The sequence below is a fragment of the Paenibacillus sp. P32E genome, assembly GCF_001909085.1.
Taxonomy (GTDB): Bacteria; Bacillota; Bacilli; order Paenibacillales; family Paenibacillaceae; genus Paenibacillus_AQ; species Paenibacillus_AQ helianthi.
Window position 1 is genome coordinate 1 of the sequence record NZ_LVYY01000006.1, and the last position, 16,195, is coordinate 16,195.

13 protein-coding genes, 2 rRNA genes and 1 riboswitch are annotated in these 16,195 nt (G+C 53.1%); all 15 genes read left to right on the forward strand.

Going from position 1 to position 16,195, the window contains the following annotated elements; translation table 11 throughout:
• Positions 1 to 293 (forward strand): 23S ribosomal RNA (locus tag A3848_RS06965); the annotation flags it as partial.
• Positions 294 to 370: 77 nt separating this feature from the next.
• A 5S ribosomal RNA gene (gene rrf, locus A3848_RS06970) occupies positions 371 to 487 on the forward strand.
• Between the two features lie 263 nt (positions 488 to 750).
• Positions 751 to 1,542 carry an acyl-[acyl-carrier-protein] thioesterase gene (locus A3848_RS06975; RefSeq protein WP_074084238.1) on the forward strand — a complete coding sequence of 264 codons (792 nt, stop codon included), beginning with the start codon at positions 751 to 753 and terminating at the stop codon, positions 1,540 to 1,542.
• A 164-nt stretch (positions 1,543 to 1,706) separates the two neighbouring features.
• Positions 1,707 to 3,845, forward strand: coding sequence for a DNA topoisomerase III (locus A3848_RS06980; RefSeq protein WP_074084239.1), 2,139 nt, complete (start codon positions 1,707 to 1,709; stop codon positions 3,843 to 3,845).
• A 382-nt stretch (positions 3,846 to 4,227) separates the two neighbouring features.
• Positions 4,228 to 5,490: an MFS transporter gene (locus A3848_RS06985; RefSeq protein ID WP_256702197.1), complete on the forward strand. Its 1,263-nt coding sequence runs from the start codon at positions 4,228 to 4,230 to the stop codon at positions 5,488 to 5,490.
• Positions 5,491 to 5,570: 80 nt separating this feature from the next.
• Positions 5,571 to 5,834: a DUF1294 domain-containing protein gene (locus A3848_RS06990; protein ID WP_074084240.1), complete on the forward strand. Its 264-nt coding sequence runs from the start codon at positions 5,571 to 5,573 to the stop codon at positions 5,832 to 5,834.
• A gap of 26 nt (positions 5,835 to 5,860) precedes the next feature.
• Positions 5,861 to 6,295 carry a universal stress protein gene (locus tag A3848_RS06995; protein WP_074084241.1) on the forward strand — a complete coding sequence of 145 codons (435 nt, stop codon included), beginning with the start codon at positions 5,861 to 5,863 and terminating at the stop codon, positions 6,293 to 6,295.
• Between the two features lie 158 nt (positions 6,296 to 6,453).
• Positions 6,454 to 6,555: riboswitch (purine riboswitch) on the forward strand.
• Positions 6,556 to 6,797: 242 nt separating this feature from the next.
• Entirely contained in the window at positions 6,798 to 7,283 is a 486-nt protein-coding gene (purE, locus tag A3848_RS07000; RefSeq protein ID WP_074084242.1) for a 5-(carboxyamino)imidazole ribonucleotide mutase, read from the forward strand.
• A gap of 143 nt (positions 7,284 to 7,426) precedes the next feature.
• A complete protein-coding gene (purK, locus tag A3848_RS07005; protein WP_074084392.1) occupies positions 7,427 to 8,587 on the forward strand; it encodes a 5-(carboxyamino)imidazole ribonucleotide synthase in 1,161 nt (386 codons plus the stop codon).
• 6 nt (positions 8,588 to 8,593) lie between these two features.
• The gene (gene purB / locus A3848_RS07010; protein WP_074084243.1) at positions 8,594 to 9,889 is read left to right on the forward strand and encodes an adenylosuccinate lyase; all 1,296 of its coding nucleotides are present in this window, start codon (positions 8,594 to 8,596) and stop codon (positions 9,887 to 9,889) included.
• Between the two features lie 373 nt (positions 9,890 to 10,262).
• Positions 10,263 to 11,153: a phosphoribosylaminoimidazolesuccinocarboxamide synthase gene (locus A3848_RS07015; RefSeq protein ID WP_074084244.1), complete on the forward strand. Its 891-nt coding sequence runs from the start codon at positions 10,263 to 10,265 to the stop codon at positions 11,151 to 11,153.
• Between the two features lie 63 nt (positions 11,154 to 11,216).
• Positions 11,217 to 11,462, forward strand: a complete 246-nt coding sequence (purS, locus tag A3848_RS07020) for a phosphoribosylformylglycinamidine synthase subunit PurS (protein ID WP_019913657.1) — start codon at positions 11,217 to 11,219, stop codon at positions 11,460 to 11,462.
• 5 nt (positions 11,463 to 11,467) lie between these two features.
• A complete protein-coding gene (purQ, locus tag A3848_RS07025) occupies positions 11,468 to 12,157 on the forward strand; it encodes a phosphoribosylformylglycinamidine synthase subunit PurQ (protein WP_074084245.1) in 690 nt (229 codons plus the stop codon).
• Entirely contained in the window at positions 12,135 to 14,381 is a 2,247-nt protein-coding gene (purL, locus tag A3848_RS07030) for a phosphoribosylformylglycinamidine synthase subunit PurL (protein WP_074084246.1), read from the forward strand. The genes purQ and purL overlap by 23 nt, the downstream gene beginning before the upstream one ends.
• A complete protein-coding gene (purF, locus tag A3848_RS07035) occupies positions 14,366 to 15,862 on the forward strand; it encodes an amidophosphoribosyltransferase (RefSeq protein ID WP_074084247.1) in 1,497 nt (498 codons plus the stop codon). Before purL ends, purF begins: the two co-directional genes overlap by 16 nt.
• Positions 15,863 to 16,195: the final 333 nt, after the last annotated feature.

The window sequence follows — 16,195 nt, forward strand, 5'->3', positions numbered from 1 at the left end:
GACAGTTCGGTCCCTATCTGTCGTGGGCGCAGGAAATTTGAGAGGAGCTGTCCTTAGTACGAGAGGACCGGGATGGACGTACCGCTGGTGCATCAGTTGTTCCGCCAGGAGCATGGCTGAGTAGCTACGTACGGACGGGATAAGCGCTGAAAGCATCTAAGCGTGAAGCCCCCCTCAAGATGAGATTTCCCAGTATGTAAGACCCCTTGAAGACGACGAGGTAGATAGGTTGGAGGTGGAAGCACGGCAACGTGTGGAGCTGACCAATACTAATCGGTCGAGGGCTTATCCAAATCATAAAACGCAGATTCGTTTCGGATTCAGTTTTCAGGAATGAAGGTTCCTGAAGCATTTACGCTGTAAATGCCCGTTTGGTGGCGATAGCGGAGGGGTTCCACGCGTACCCATCCCGAACACGACCGTTAAGCCCTCCAGCGCCGATGGTACTTGGACCGAAGGGTCCTGGGAGAGTAGGACGCCGCCAAGCACATGAAGCCATTGTTGAGCAATCGACAATGGCTTTTTTGTTGTTTTACAAAGTAAGGGATTTCTTAAGGAACTAAGATCTGTAGATATTATAAGTATTAAGAAGAACAGTGAAAAAACTTATCCACATGTGGATAAGGAAATATATTAATACAATGTAGTCAAAGTACTCCCCAGTTTGTGTGGATAGTGTAGAATAATTGTGGATACAAAGGTTCTTTTTTATTAAATCTAACGTTTTTGCGTTACAAAGGAGATAGCGTAGTGGATAAATCAAATAATCTTCTGTGGACAGAGCAATTTGTGGTTCAGGCAAGCGATACGGATTGCCGTTCGCAGGCAAAGCTCTCTTTCATTTTGGAAATATTGCAGCGTACAGCTGACGCAGCTGTTAACGCACTGGGCTTGAGTCTGGAAAAAATGCTGGATAATGGAATGGGCTGGATGCTGATTACCTTGGACCTTGAGATCCGCCGTATGCCACGGCTAAATGATCAGTTAACAGTGCACACATGGAGTAAAGGAACCAAAGGAGCATTGTGGCAGCGGGATTATCGGATTTACGACAAGAACGATGTAGAGGTTGCTGTAGTGCGTTCTGTCTGGGCTTTAGTGGATATTGAAAAGCGGAAGATTTTGCGGCCAACTGCTATACCGGTCCCTGTGAACCACTATAGTGGTGATTCAGTAGGCAGTATGCCGGATAAAGCAACGATTCCAGATGATATAAGCCTTCAAGCAGCATATCCCTACAAGGTAAGGTTCAGCGGCCTGGATAGTAATCTGCATTTGAATAATGCAAGGTATGGCGAGATCTGCTGTGATGCTCTTTCTTTGGAGGAATGGGGGGCCAAGGAGTTAAAGCGTTTCCGGATAACTTATGTACAGGAAGCTAGGTTAGGCGATGTGCTTCAGATACAGCGTTCCGCCTTAACGAATGAAGGAATATATATGCAGGGTACAGCAGGAGATAAAGTGTTTTTTACAGCTTGCCTGGGATTCTCAAGAAGCGGGAAGACCGTGCCGAGTGCAGACATAGCCATTGTTACAGAATAGCAGCCCAGTCGGTGGTATAAATACATACGTTGGAGGTTTAGACTGCTTCTTCAAGTTAAAGGATAGAATTTATTCTATAATAAGAGCTGCTCATTCAGCCTGACGAAATTTTTGGGCTTTGGGATCATGGTATAATAGGGTGTTGTTAGGGAAGGGAGAGAGCGATGAAGGTATTGGTACTTGCTGAGAAGCCGTCAGTTGCGCGTGAAATTGCGCGGGTGATGGGCTGTGGGAACAAACAGAAGAGCTATATTGAAGGACCTAAATATGTAGTTACCTGGGCTTTGGGGCATTTGGTGGGCCTGGCGGAGCCGGAGGACTATAACAATAAATATGCCAGTTGGGCATTGGAGGATTTACCGATTCTGCCGGATAAGGCAAAGCTGAAGGTGCTGCGGGAAACGAACCAGCAGTATAAGGCTGTGCAGCAGCTGATGAAACGTCAGGATATCGAGGAACTAATTGTGGCTACGGATGCTGCGCGTGAAGGTGAACTGCTGGCGCGCTGGATCATGAATATGGCTGGGTGGAAGAAGCCATTCCGGCGGCTCTGGATCTCTTCTCAGACGGATAAGGCGATTAAGGAAGGGTTTGCATCGCTACGTCCGGGCCGGGATTTTGACCGTCTGTATGAATCGGCCCGTTGCCGGGCTGAGGCGGATTGGATGATCGGGCTTAACGTAACCCGGGCGCTGACCTGCAAGTTCGGCGCACCACTGTCTGCCGGACGGGTACAGACACCGACGCTGGGAATGATTATGGACCGGGAAAATGAAATTACCGGCTTCCGTTCTCAGGAATATGACCAGCTGACGGCTGATTTTGGCAGCTTTCAGGCATGCTGGCGGGCCCAGGGCGGGGATGGGCGTATTTTTGACCGGGATAAAACGGCAATACTAAAAGAGAAGCTCACTGGACGCAGCGGACGAATTACCAAGGTGCAAAAAAGTGAGAAAAGTGAACCGCATCCGCTGGCTTATGATCTTACAGAGCTGCAGCGTGATGCGAACCGTAAGTTTGGCTTCTCGGCCAAGCAAACTTCCAGTGTACTCCAGAAGTTATATGAGCAGCACAAGCTGGTGACCTACCCGCGTACGGATAGCCGCTATTTGACTTCTGATATGACCGGTACGCTCAAAGAAAGGCTGGACAGCGTAGCTGTTGGGCCCTATGCGCCATTGGCAAGACCATTGCTGCGCAAGCCGCTGCCGATTACTAAGCGGATTGTAGACGACAGCAAGGTGAGCGATCACCACGCTATCATTCCTACGGAACAGACTGTACTTTTAAATCAGCTAAGTGCTGAAGAGCGCAAGCTTTATGATCTCATTGTACGGCGTTTCATTAGCCTGTTCTATCCAGCGGCGCGATATGATGCAGTTGCTGTAACCGTAAACGTGGAAGGCGAGAGCTTCTATATCAAAGGAACAACAGTAAAAGATCCTGGCTGGCGCGAGGTCTATGGCGGAGATATGAGCAGCGATGACGAAGAAGAAAATACTGCAGATGAACCAGCTCCGAGCAGTGTGAAACTGCCGGAGCTGCGAGAAGGCGAAACCGTTACCGTCCAGCGCTGTATGATCCGGCCAGGCCGGACGCAGCCGCCGAAGCGCTACAATGAAGCATCGCTGCTGACACAGATGGAGAAGCATGGGCTGGGAACACCAGCTACACGAGCTGACATCATCGAGAAGCTGGTCAGCTCCGATACGATTGAACGCCAGGGCAATCTCCTTCATCCGACAGGTAAGGGCAAACAGCTGATCGGGCTGGTGGCTGGACAACTGCGTACACCGGAGCTTACAGCGCGCTGGGAGGCGGAACTGGAGAAGATCGCCCGCGGACAGGGACGGCCGGAGCCTTTTCTGCAAGGGATACGTAGTATGGCACAGGAGCTGGTGTCTGGTGTGAAGAACAGTGGTGCGGAATACAAGCCACATAACGTCTCCAGCAGCCACTGTCCGAACTGTGGAACGAGAATGCTGGAAAAGAAAACCAAACGCGGAAAGCTGCTGGTCTGCCCGGCAGACGATTGCGGATATACCCGGGCTGGAGAGAAGCAGCTGTCTAACCGCCGATGCCCTCAATGCCATAAGAAGATGGAGCTAAAAGAGGGCAAAGCCGGTCTCTATGTCCAGTGTCTCGGATGCGGAATAACGGAGACCATGGACAAGGATCACAAGCACATCAACAAGCGCGAGCAGCAGAAGCTTGTGCAGCAATACAGCAAGCCTGAAAGTGTGGGATCTAACCTGGGTGATCTGCTCAAAGCAGCAATGGAAGCCAAGGAGAAGGGCAAATAAGCAGATACGCAAATAAGGAATTTCACGGCCAGACTGATGTGAATAGGGCGTGAGCTGGTTTTGGGATAATCATTAATGCAAAGAAGATTGCCTGAGGTATAGCAGTCTTCTTTTTTTTGGAGTTAACAGAACAGGCTATCGTGAAAGGACGACGAACGGGGACCAAGGAGGCTGGAAAAAGAATAAGGCTTAATTTTATTAATGATTTTTTTAAATTCAATGTAACATAAAATTTATCGTATAAATGTGCTATGTTTTTTGACATATACTTTTTGTGCTGGCGCTCAGCAGATAATTTCTGGACTGTCCAATACAAACCAGATATGTTTTACTTAAAGTTGCAGTGGAAAAGATAACTTTTTCGGGAAAATAGAAATGAGTGGTGGGTGATCGTGTGATAGCGGATCAGGGGCGGATTGATGCAAAACAAGCGGCTGGAATTCAGGCAGGCTGGGGCGGGAGCCGTTTTTTCTTTTTGATGATTGTATTTATGTTCTGGTTCTCATCATATATCTATGTTCCGGTGCTCTCACCGTATGTGGAGCATTTGGGAGCCTCTTATGTAATGGTAGGAGCGGTCCTTGGGATATATGGGCTGATGCAGATTCTGTTCCGGCTGCCAATCGGCATAGGCTCGGATGTTCTGAACCGGCGTAGGCCGTTTATCTATCTGGGACTGATCGCAAGCGGTTCCAGCAGCCTGCTGTTCCTCGCGGGTGCAAGTCCTGGCTGGGCTCTAGCCGCACGGGCGGTTTCCGGAATTGCAGCCTCGGCTTGGGTTGTCTATTCGGTGATGTTTGCCGGATATTTTCCGAAGGAGCAGGCTGGAAGAGCCATGGGGATGCTGCAGTTCACAACGGTGATTGCACAGCTGGCAAGCATGATGATCAGTGGATACATAACAGAGCATTGGGGTTGGAATGCCCCGTTTATCATTGGCGGAGTGGTTGCGGCTGCAGCACTGTTATTAGCACTCCGCTTGCCGGAACAGCAGCAGGACAAACGTGAAAATACGATAAAGATCAAGGATCTTGCTGAAGTGATCAAGGAACCGCTGCTGGTCAAAGTGTCGCTTTTATCGGTGCTGGCGCATTGTGTGCTCTTCATTACGATGTTCGGTTATACCCCGAATCAGGCGCTTGCCATTGGAGCGAGCAAGGAAAGCCTCGGTTGGCTTACGCTGGCCTTCATGCTGCCCCATGCGGCAGCGACGTTATATGGTTCCCGCTGGTTCGGCAGGCTGCTCGGAGACCGTGGAACACTGCTGCTTGGTTTTGCCGGAAGTGCACTGTTCACTCTGCTAATTCCGTCAATGCCTACACTTACAGCTCTGTGCGCAACCCAGGTGGGGAATGGTTTTATGCAGGGGCTGATCTTTCCTTTGCTGCTGGGCAAATCAGTCTCCGGGGTGGCTCCGTTCAAACGGGCGACGGCAATGGGGTTCTATCAGGCTGTGTATGCTATCGGTATGTCGGGTGGACCTTTTGTGGCGGGATGGATGAGTTCAGCTTATGGATTAAAGGGTGGTTTCTGGTTGGGTGGGATCGCGGCAGCGCTTGCTGCATTGCTCTCCTGGGTATGGGTTAGGGAAGCGGGCGGAGCCGGTGGCCAAGTCAGGCGATCAGAGCAGAAAATTGGCAGCTGATGTAAGGGTCATTGGTTTTTTGTCCAAAAGGGTAATATAATATACAGTAGATAGGCTGTGTGGAGGAGGAGCTGGAAAGCATGGTCCAGGTTGTACTGCTGTGGTTCGCACTGATTAATATTATCGGGTATGTGGTCATGTCCGAGGACAAGAACAGGGCCCGTAAAAGACGGGACCGGGTGCCGGAAAAAACTTTGTTTTTGCTGGCATTCATGGGCGGAGCGCTGGGTGTTCTTATCGCCATGTACCGCAAACGTCACAAGACCAGGCATACTTCCTTCAGGATTGGAATTCCGTTCTTGCTGCTGCTGAATATCTTGCTCTATGGATACTTTTTGGGATAGATAAAACAGAAGAAGAGGTGGCGTACATGTTATTCTCGAAAATTTTGCTGGCCTATGACGGTTCCAAGGCTTCCAATCAGGCGCTGGAGCGCGCAATCGAACTGGCTAAGGTAACTCCGGGCTCATCCCTTTACGTCGTACACGCTTTCGAATTCCCGCGGTTTTTTATCGGGGAAGCTCTCGCGCCTCTGCCGGCCTCAGTGAACAAGGATTATTATGATTTGGCGGTACAAACCACCGATGAAGTGAAGAGCCGTCTGGAGGCGGAAGGTCTGAACGCAACGGTTGAACTGCTGCAAGGCTCTCCTGCTGAAGTGATATTGAGTTACGCTAAGGAGCATGGTGCGGATGTAATCGTGATCGGCAGCCGCGGGCTCGGCGGAATTCGCGAATTTGTTCTGGGCAGTGTCAGCCACAACGTCGTTCAGAGCGCACGCATTCCGGTTTTGGTCGTTAAATAATATAATTTCCTGGAGGAGCGCTATGCGTTCCCCTTTTTCTTTTAGGCAGTTAGATCCCGTGGCCGCAAGAAAATCCAAATGTGCCCAAAAGCGAACGTTTCAACTCCTTTATATGACAATGTTCGTGTTTAAGTTGACATGAAGTGTAGGCCATTGTTAAGATGAACCTATGAAGAGCTCGTATAAAACCGGGGATAGGGCCCGGAAGTTTCTACCCGGTAACCGTAAATTGCCGGACTACGAGGGAATAGGATGACTAGAACGGCCGTCAGCGCCGCCCCGTGCCCGGGGCTGCGAGCTGTGCGCTTGTTCCTGTTACATGCCGCTGCAGCCATAAATCCGATGCGGCGCTCCTAATTCCTGCAGTAGTCTGGGTCCATCCGCAGCAAAATGCGTTGGAATCCGGGCTTTTTTTTTCGGATTTATGGAAAACTGAATGTAACAGGACAAACTTATAGCAACATGAGTCTCTAAAATAGGGAAGCGGAAGGTAGGTTGAATCATGTCAGTGCAGGTTGGTGTCATCATGGGCAGCAAATCAGATTGGGAAACGATGGAGCAAGCGTGTCTTGTGCTTGAGGAGCTGGGCGTAGGATATGAGAAAAAGGTGATCTCGGCACACCGCACACCGGATCTGATGTTCCGCTACGCTGAAGAGGCGGCAGGCCGTGGCCTGCGCGTGATTATCGCAGGGGCAGGTGGAGCTGCGCATTTGCCTGGTATGGTGGCAGCGAAGACAATGCTGCCTGTGATCGGTGTCCCTGTGCAGTCCAAGGCGCTGAACGGCCTGGATTCGCTGCTCTCTATCGTGCAGATGCCGGGTGGCATTCCGGTAGCCACGGTAGCGATTGGCCGTGCCGGAGCCATCAATGCGGGGCTGCTTGCCGCGCAGATCATCGGCGCGTTCGATCCTGAGGTGCAGAGCCGGGCGCAGCAGCGGCGCGATGCCATTCAACGAGAAGTGCTGGAAAGCAGCGAGAGCCTATGAGGCCGGAGGAGCTGAAGGCAGAGGGCTCCGGCATAACTGGGGAAGGGAGCAGGGAAGTGCTACAGGCAGAGGGTAAGGGGCTTGCTGATCTGGCAGCTGCGGCTTCTGGAGATACGGGCGTGACAGGTGCCGGCACACCCCGGATGCTCCTGCCAGGAGCAACCATCGGCGTGCTCGGCGGCGGGCAGCTCGGTCGTATGATGGCGCTGGCCGGCAGCGCCATGGGCTATCGCTTCGTGGCGCTGGACCCTGCGCCGGATGCGCCCTGCGGGCAGGTGACGCCGCAGATTACGGCGGCGTACAACGACCGGGACGCAGCGCGTGAGCTGGCGCGGCGCGCGGACGTTATCACGTACGAGTTCGAGAACGTTGACGCGGGCGTGGCCGCGCTGTTGACGTCAGAGTCGTACGTGCCGCAGGGCAGCGCGCTGCTGTATACAACGCAGCACCGGCTGCGCGAAAAAGCCGCCATTGAGGCAGCAGGCGTATCCGTTGCCCCGTACCGCAAGGTCGGCAGCCTGGCGGAGCTTACGACCGCTGCTGCCGAGCTGGGCCTGCCCTGTGTGCTGAAGACAGCCACAGGGGGGTATGACGGCAAGGGACAAGCCGTCATCCGGCACTCTGAAGAGCTGGAAACCGCCTTCCGTCAGGTAGCTCCCGGAACGTCTGCCGGGGAGGCGCTACCCGAGCTGGTGCTGGAGAAATTTGTCGCTTTCCAGTGCGAAATTTCTGTAGTTGCCGCCCGCAGCGCCTCCGGCGAGGTCAAGAGCTTCCCGCCTGCGGAGAACATTCACGTGAACAACATCCTGCACCTGTCTATCGTACCAGCAAGAGTGCCTGAGGAGATTCAGCGGCGGGCCTGCGAGCTGGCCGAACAGATTGTTACCGGGATGAATGCGGTCGGACTGCTGGCCGTGGAAATGTTCGTGACCGAAGAGGGTGAGCTGTTCGTAAATGAGCTGGCGCCGCGTCCGCATAATTCCGGGCATTATACAATGGACGCCTGCGTAACCTCACAGTTCGAGCAGCATGTGCGTGCCATCTGCAATCTGCCGCTTGGCGACACCTCACTGCTGACCCCTGTGGTCATGGTGAACGTACTCGGCCAGCATCTGGACGGGGCTGTTCAGGCAGTAAGCACGGTGAATGAAGAAGCAAACCGGCTTGGAGTCGCACCCAAGCTTCATATATATGGCAAGACAGAGAGCAAGAACGGCCGTAAAATGGGCCATATCAACCTGCTCTGCAAGGATACCGGCGACGGGCTGTCCTGGGTAGAGCAAACTAACCTTTGGAGGAACTGACCAGATATGATCGAACGTTACAGCAGACCTGAGATGCGGGCCATTTGGACCGAAGAAAATAAATTCAACGCGTGGCTGGAAGTGGAGATTTGCGCCTGCGAGGCTTGGGCCGAGCTGGGAGTAATCCCGCATGAGGATGCCGCGAAGCTGCGGAAGGATGCCAAATTCGACATCGACCGCATTAATGAGATTGAGCTGGAGACGCGCCATGATGTGATTGCTTTTACCCGTGCGGTATCCGAGAGCCTGGGTGCGGAGCGCAAATGGGTGCATTACGGACTCACTTCCACGGACGTTGTCGACACGGCGCTCGGCTACCTGCTGCGCCAGGCCAATGAAATCCTGGAGAAGGACATCATGAACTTTATCGAAATTCTCAAAGACAAGGCGCTGGCATTCAAAGACACTCCGATGATGGGACGCACCCATGGCGTGCATGCAGAGCCAACTACCTTTGGTCTCAAAATGGCGCTCTGGTACGAGGAAATGAAGCGCAACCTGGAACGTTTCCGCCATGCTGCGAACGGTGTGCAGTTCGGCAAAATCTCCGGCGCGGTCGGCACTTACGCCAACATTGATCCGTCTGTTGAAGAATTCGTCTGCCGCAAGCTCGGCACCAGCCCGGCGCCCATTTCTACACAAACGCTGCAGCGTGACCGTCACGCTGAATATATGGCAACCCTGGCGCTCGTCGCCACGTCCCTGGACAAGTTCGCCACCGAGATCCGTGCACTGCAAAAGAGCGAAATCCGCGAGGTAGAGGAAGCTTTTGCCAAAGGCCAAAAGGGTTCCTCGGCAATGCCGCACAAACGCAATCCCATCGGCTGTGAGAACATCTCCGGCTTGTCGCGCGTCATTCGCGGACACATGGTTACTGCTTACGAGAACGTGCCGCTGTGGCATGAACGCGATATCTCGCACTCCTCCGTGGAGCGGATTATCCTGCCGGATGCAACGATGCTGCTGAACTATATGCTGAATCGCTTCGGCAACATTGTGAAGAACCTGACCGTATTCCCGGAAAACATGAAACGCAACATGAACCGGACCTTCGGCGTGCCGTTCTCCGGCCGTATTCTAACCAAGCTGATCGACAAAGGCTTCAGCCGTGAGCAGGCTTATGATACCGTGCAACCGCGTGCGATGCAGGCCTGGGAGGAACAAACCCAGTTCCGCGATATCGTTGAAGCTACCCCGGAAATCACAGCCGTACTAAGCCCGGAAGAGATCGAGGATGCTTTTAATCCTTCTTGGCACCTTAAGCATGTGGACACCATCTTCCGCAAGCTGGAGCTTATTTAATAAAGGTAAGTTAGTGGTGAACTGAGGAGCTCGAGAATAATACGAGCGGAAATGCTGAGAAGTTATTTTGTTTCTGAGAAGCGGAGCAACAGGAGATTGGAATAGACATTTGGGTTAAAGATGAACGGAGAGAAATTTTGGAACTGGAGAAGCGTTAGCGTTCGCCTTTATGGTCAGATTTCTACCGCAGCTTGCGGTTAAATCAGAGAAATATGACCATAACAGCGATCGGAAGTTCAAACATTTCTTGCAGTGAACCTATTAACCCCAAGGAGTATTCAATTTTGTGGATTCGAATCGAAGAAAAGAAGACGTCCCAGCTCTTTTAGCTCAAGTATATACGCAAGATCATTAGTTCAAGGGAGGAAAGGTCATGGCATACCCTGCCGTATCCACGGCTGTGGATCTGGTAAATGCACCGCTGCTCTACAAAGGTAAGGTCCGCGAATTATACGATCTGGGGGAAGAAATGCTGGTCGTCGTCACGGACCGGATATCCGCATTTGACTATGTACTTGACCCGGCGGTGCCGGAGAAAGGCAATGTGCTCAACCGGCTCAGCGCCTTTTGGTTCGGATTAACCAAGGAGCTGATGGAGAACCATGTCGTGCATATCGATGTAGACCAGCTTGGAGAGATCGCGAAGGACCGGGAGGCGCTCAAAAACCGTGTCATGGTCGTCCGCAAGGCGGAGCGTATTGATATTGAATGCGTTGTGCGCGGCTGTATCACTGGCGGAGGCTGGCGGCAATATCAGGAGACTGGGAAAGTCAACGGAATCGAGCTTCCCCTAGGCTTGCGCAAAAATGCAGTACTGGCCCAGCCGATTTTCACCCCTGCTGCCAAAAATGATGTCGGTCATGATGAGGATATCCCTTTTGAGAACATGCAGGAGCTGATTGGTGCCGAGCTGGCACTGGAGTTGAAGGAGAAGAGCCTGAAGCTGTTCGCTTTTGCCAGAGAATATTGTGAAGAGCGCGGTATCATCCTGGCGGATTGCAAATTCGAGTTCGGTCTGCTGGACGGCAAAGTGATCCTGATCGATGAGATTTTTACACCGGATGCTTCACGCTTCTGGGCCAAGCATAACTACGCACTGGATATTGAGATCGACAGCATGGATAAGGAACCGGTCCGGACCTATTTGTCCGCATCCTCTTGGGATAAGAACAGCACACCCGACCCGCTGCCTATTGAAGTAGTGGAAGAAACAACACGCCGTTATCTGGACATTTATCATCGTCTCACCGGCAAGTCTTTATAGATTGTAAGTGGTCATAGTTGCGCCAAGTCAAGCTCATTAAATTTTAGGAGGAACTACAAGCGTATGTTAAAAGCGACAGTCTATGTCACCATCAAGAAAAGTGTGCTCGATCCCCAAGGTGTAGCCGTGCAAGGAGCGCTGCATTCCGTAGGTTTTCAGGAAGTAGAGAGTTTGCGGATCGGCAAGTATATGGAGCTGACCCTAGATACCGACAACCGCGCTGAAGCGGAAGGACGCCTTAAAGAAATGTGCGAAAAGCTGCTGGCCAACACGGTGATCGAGGATTACCGCTACGAATTGGAGGACTAAAAGTCATGAAATTTGCTGTACTTGTCTTTCCGGGCTCCAATTGTGACATTGACTGCTACAAAGCTGTAGAAGACAGCCTTGGTGAGCCTGTAGATTACGTGTGGCATACGGCGACGGATCTGTCCGACTATGACTGCATTATTGTACCAGGCGGTTTCTCTTATGGTGATTATCTGCGCTGCGGCGCGATTTCCCGGTTTGCTCCGGTCATGGCCGAAGTGGCCAAAGCGGTAGAACAGGGCAAATATGTGCTGGGCATCTGCAACGGGTTCCAAATTTTGACCGAAGCCGGCTTACTGCCGGGAGCACTTCGCCGCAACATGTCGATGAAGTTCCGCTGTCATGATTCGGTGCTTAAGGTGGTTAATAACACTACCCCGTTTACTATTGATTATGCGAAGGATGAAGAGATCGTCATTCCAATCGCACACGGTGAAGGCAACTACTACTGCGATGAAGAGACTCTGGCCGGACTAAAAGCTAACAATCAGATCGTCTTCACTTATAGCGATAACCCTAACGGTTCTGTGGAACATATTGCGGGAATTTGCAATGTGCAGGGCAATGTGGTTGGCATGATGCCTCACCCGGAACGCGCGGCGAACAGCCTACTGGGTTCGGAAGACGGCAAACGGATGTTCACATCCATTCTCAAGACATGGAGGGATCGTTATGACGCAGCAAGTATCCGCTAAGGAGCCGACCGCAGAGCAAATCGCGGAGCAGAAAATCTACAGTCAATTCGGTGTGTCGGACAGCGAATATGAGCTCATCACTTCTTTCATGGGCCGCAAGCCAAACTATACAGAAATCGGGGTCTTCAGCGTAATGTGGTCCGAGCACTGCGCCTATAAGAACTCCAAACCGCTGCTGGGACGTTTCCCTACAAGCGGGCCGCGTGTACTGATGGGACCTGGTGAAGGTGCGGGTATCGTAGACATCGGTGACAACCAGGCGGTTGTATTCAAAATCGAAAGTCACAACCATCCGTCGGCGGTCGAGCCTTATCAGGGCGCGGCGACAGGGGTGGGCGGGATTATCCGCGATATTTTCTCGATGGGAGCAAGACCGGTAGCTCTGCTGAACTCCCTGCGTTTCGGTAAGCTCGAAAGTGACCGGGTTAAATATTTGTTCGAGCATGTGGTATCCGGTATCGCAGGCTACGGTAACTGTATCGGAATTCCTACAGTGGGCGGCGAAATTATGTTCGACAACAGCTATGACGGCAATCCGCTGGTCAATGCGATGTGTGTCGGACTCATTGATCATGATAAAATCCAGCGCGGTGTCGCTAAAGGTGTGGGCAATCCAGTGTTTTACGTTGGTCCGCCTACCGGACGCGACGGAATTCACGGGGCAACCTTTGCCTCCGTGGAGCTGAGTGAAGAATCGGAAGCCAAGAAGACTGCAGTGCAGGTCGGCGATCCGTTTATGGAAAAGCTGGTCATGGAATCCTGCCTGGAGCTGATCGACAGCGGCATCGTGCTTGGCATTCAGGATATGGGCGCAGCCGGACTGACCTGTTCCAGTGCTGAAATGGCAAGTAAAGCGGGCAATGGTCTTGAACTCTATCTGGACCAGGTGCCACAGCGTGAAGACGGTATGACGCCTTACGAAATGATGCTCTCTGAATCACAAGAGCGGATGCTGTTTGTGGTAGAGCCTAAGGATGAGGCACAGGCACAAGAGATTTTTGACCGCTGGGGTGTCATTTGCCGCAAGGTGGGCAAGGTAACGGATGACGGACGTCTGAAGCTGTTCCATCACGGCGAGGTTGTTGGCGATATGCCCGTAACGGCTCTTGTGGATGAATGCCCGATCTATAAAAAACCATCTGCAGTTCCTGCGTACTATGAGGAGAACGCCACGGTTGACACGCTGCGCTATGACGAGGTAACTGATCTTGGCGGCGCACTGCACACTATACTGGCTTCACCGACAGTGGCAAGCAAAGCATGGGTGTATAACCAATATGATTATATGGTACGGACCAGCACTGCGGTGCGCCCAGGCTCAGATGCGGCAGTGGTAACGATCCACGGCACACGCAAAGGCCTGGCAATGACTACAGACTGCAACGGACGTTATGTCTATCTGGACCCTGAAGTGGGCGGACGTATCGCGGTAAGTGAAGCAGCGCGTAACATCGTTTGTTCCGGGGCGAAGCCGCTGGCGATTACGGATAACCTAAACTTTGGCAGCCCGGAGAAGCCGGAGATTTTCTGGCAGATGGAACGGGCGGTAGACGGTATGGCTGAAGCCTGTCGTGTGCTGGATACGCCGGTTATCGGCGGAAATGTCAGCTTGTACAACGAAAATGCTGCCGGCGCCATCTATCCTACCCCGGTTGTCGGTATGGTGGGACTGGTTGAAGATACCGATCACATTACTACACAAGCCTTCAAGCAAGAAGGCGATGCTATTCTGCTGCTGGGTGTAACCAAAGCAGAGCTTGGCGGAAGTGAGTTCCAGTATGCCGTACACGGCTTGACTGAAGGACGTCCGCCAGAACTGGATCTGGCTACAGAGCAAAAGCTGCTGGATGCTGTGCTCGGCACCATCCGCAGCGGTCTGGTCCGCTCGGCGCATGACCTTTCGGAAGGCGGTTTAGCTGTAGCACTGGCGGAGAGCTGCATCAGCGGTTCGATTGGCGCAAATGTGGAGCTGTCCGCTGGCGGACTGCGCCCGGATGTGGCGCTGTTCAGCGAGAGCCAGTCCCGCATTGTGCTGACATCGGCACCTGACCGTGCGGAAGAGCTAAAAGCAGCGGTAGCTGCTTACGGTGTACCGGTAGAAATCATCGGAACCGTCGGTGGCGATAGACTTCGTGTGTCTCTGGACGGCGCATCCGCACTGGATGAGGCTGTAGAGGCATTAAAAATCACTTGGGAGGATGCTATTCCATGTCTTATGAAATAAAGACCGGGAACAAGCAGGAGACCCCTATCCTGTGGACCGGCGACTTTTACAACGAAGGAACGGGCTCGGGAGATATTTTTGACACGCTAAAAGAAGAATGCGGCGTCTTCGGGGTCTTTGGACACCCGGAGGCTGCCTCCATGTCATACTACGGCCTGCACGCTCTGCAGCACCGGGGAGAAGAGAGTGCGGGCATCTGCGTGGCGGATGGACGTGACTTCAACTATCACCGGGGTATGGGACTGGTCAAAGAAGTGTTCGACAAGGACAAAATTGCCTCGCTGATCGGCAATATGTCCATTGGCCATGTGCGCTATTCCACCAGTGGCGACAGCCGGCTGACTAATGCGCAGCCGCTGGTCTTTAAATACCGTGACGGGGATCTGGCGATTGCCACCAACGGGAACATCGTCAATGAGCCGCTGATCCGCAAACAGCTGGAGCAGGGCGGCTCGATTTTCCAGACCACAAGTGACACGGAAGTCCTGGCGCATCTGATTGCGCGGTCGCAGAAGGATTTTGTCGAAGCGACCAAAGATGCCCTTAAGCAGCTCGTGGGAGGCTTTGCCTTCCTGCTGATGACGAACGACAAGCTGATCGTAGCATCCGATACGCATGGCCTCCGCCCGCTAGTGATGGGACGTGTAGGGGAAGCCTATGTTTTCGCTTCGGAATCCTGCGCACTGGAAGTCATTGGTGCTCAGTTCGTCCGTGACATTGAGCCCGGCGAATTGCTGGTGCTTGATCAGAACGGCTTCAAGGAAGACCGGTTCGCTGAGCCGCAGCGCAAAGCACTGTGTGCCATGGAATATATTTATTTCGCCCGTCCCGACAGCGATCTGAACGGCTCCAACCTGCACTCCGCCCGTAAGCGGATGGGCAGCCGTATGGCCCTGGAAGCGTTCGTGGATGCAGACATCGTAACGGGGGTACCGGACTCCAGTATCTCAGCAGCCATCGGCTTTGCAGAACAGACGGGTATTCCTTATGAGCTTGGCCTCATCAAGAACAAATACACGGGCCGGACCTTCATCCAGCCTAGCCAGGAACTTCGTGAGCAGGGCGTAAAGATGAAGCTGAGCGCAGTCCGCCGCGTCGTTGAAGGCCAGCGCGTAGTCATGATCGACGATTCCATCGTACGCGGCACTACCTCGCGCCGGATCGTCAACCTGCTACGCGAAGCCGGAGCAACCGAAGTCCATGTGCGGATTACTTCACCGCCATTCAAGAATCCTTGCTTCTACGGGATCGATACACCGGACCGCCGCGAGCTGATCGCCTCTTACAAGACGATTGCCGAAATGTGTGAAGAGATCAATGCCGATTCGCTGGCGTTCCTCTCCCCGGAGGGCCTGATTCAGTCCATCGGCGGGTATAACAGCGGGGATTACAAAGGCGGTTTGTGCCTGTCCTGTTTCGATAATGATTACCCGACGCAGGTGGATTTCGGCGGGGAAGAGAAGGACGGATGCTCTTGTTAATATGGGTCCATCCCCCTAAGTCCCCCTTGCAAAGGGGGATTCCGAAGGGCGCTGCCCTCCGGCCACCCGAAAGTTTGGCGGTAGGAGTTTGTTTTTAACTTTCTAAGAGGGCGTGGGTGCGGGTGCCCGCTTTGTCCTGCGGACACGCTTAACGGCGTACCGCGCCCTGGCGTCATGCTGCCTCGCCGGGCCTAGGAGCTCAAGCCCCCGTCCTGTTTGCTTCGCAAAAGCGGGGGTGCTCTCGCCCGAGGAGCGCACGGCTTCGCCTCGTGCGGCAACACCAAAGGCTCAAGCCCCCGTCCTGTTTGCTTCGCAAAAGCGGGGGTGCTCTCG

What these genes read in the sequence shown, in the direction of transcription:
- purK (WP_074084392.1), top strand. Translation starts at nt 7,427, where the DNA reads ATGCTCCTGCCAGGAGCAACCATCGGCGTGCTCGGCGGCGGGCAGCTC.
- A3848_RS06990 (WP_074084240.1), top strand. Translation starts at nt 5,571, where the DNA reads ATGGTCCAGGTTGTACTGCTGTGGTTCGCACTGATTAATATTATCGGG.
- purB (WP_074084243.1), top strand. Translation starts at nt 8,594, where the DNA reads ATGATCGAACGTTACAGCAGACCTGAGATGCGGGCCATTTGGACCGAA.
- purQ (WP_074084245.1), top strand. Translation starts at nt 11,468, where the DNA reads ATGAAATTTGCTGTACTTGTCTTTCCGGGCTCCAATTGTGACATTGAC.
- purL (WP_074084246.1), top strand. Translation starts at nt 12,135, where the DNA reads ATGACGCAGCAAGTATCCGCTAAGGAGCCGACCGCAGAGCAAATCGCG.
- A3848_RS07015 (WP_074084244.1), top strand. Translation starts at nt 10,263, where the DNA reads ATGGCATACCCTGCCGTATCCACGGCTGTGGATCTGGTAAATGCACCG.
- purS (WP_019913657.1), top strand. Translation starts at nt 11,217, where the DNA reads ATGTTAAAAGCGACAGTCTATGTCACCATCAAGAAAAGTGTGCTCGAT.
- purE (WP_074084242.1), top strand. Translation starts at nt 6,798, where the DNA reads ATGTCAGTGCAGGTTGGTGTCATCATGGGCAGCAAATCAGATTGGGAA.
- A3848_RS06995 (WP_074084241.1), top strand. Translation starts at nt 5,861, where the DNA reads ATGTTATTCTCGAAAATTTTGCTGGCCTATGACGGTTCCAAGGCTTCC.
- A3848_RS06980 (WP_074084239.1), top strand. Translation starts at nt 1,707, where the DNA reads ATGAAGGTATTGGTACTTGCTGAGAAGCCGTCAGTTGCGCGTGAAATT.
- purF (WP_074084247.1), top strand. Translation starts at nt 14,366, where the DNA reads ATGTCTTATGAAATAAAGACCGGGAACAAGCAGGAGACCCCTATCCTG.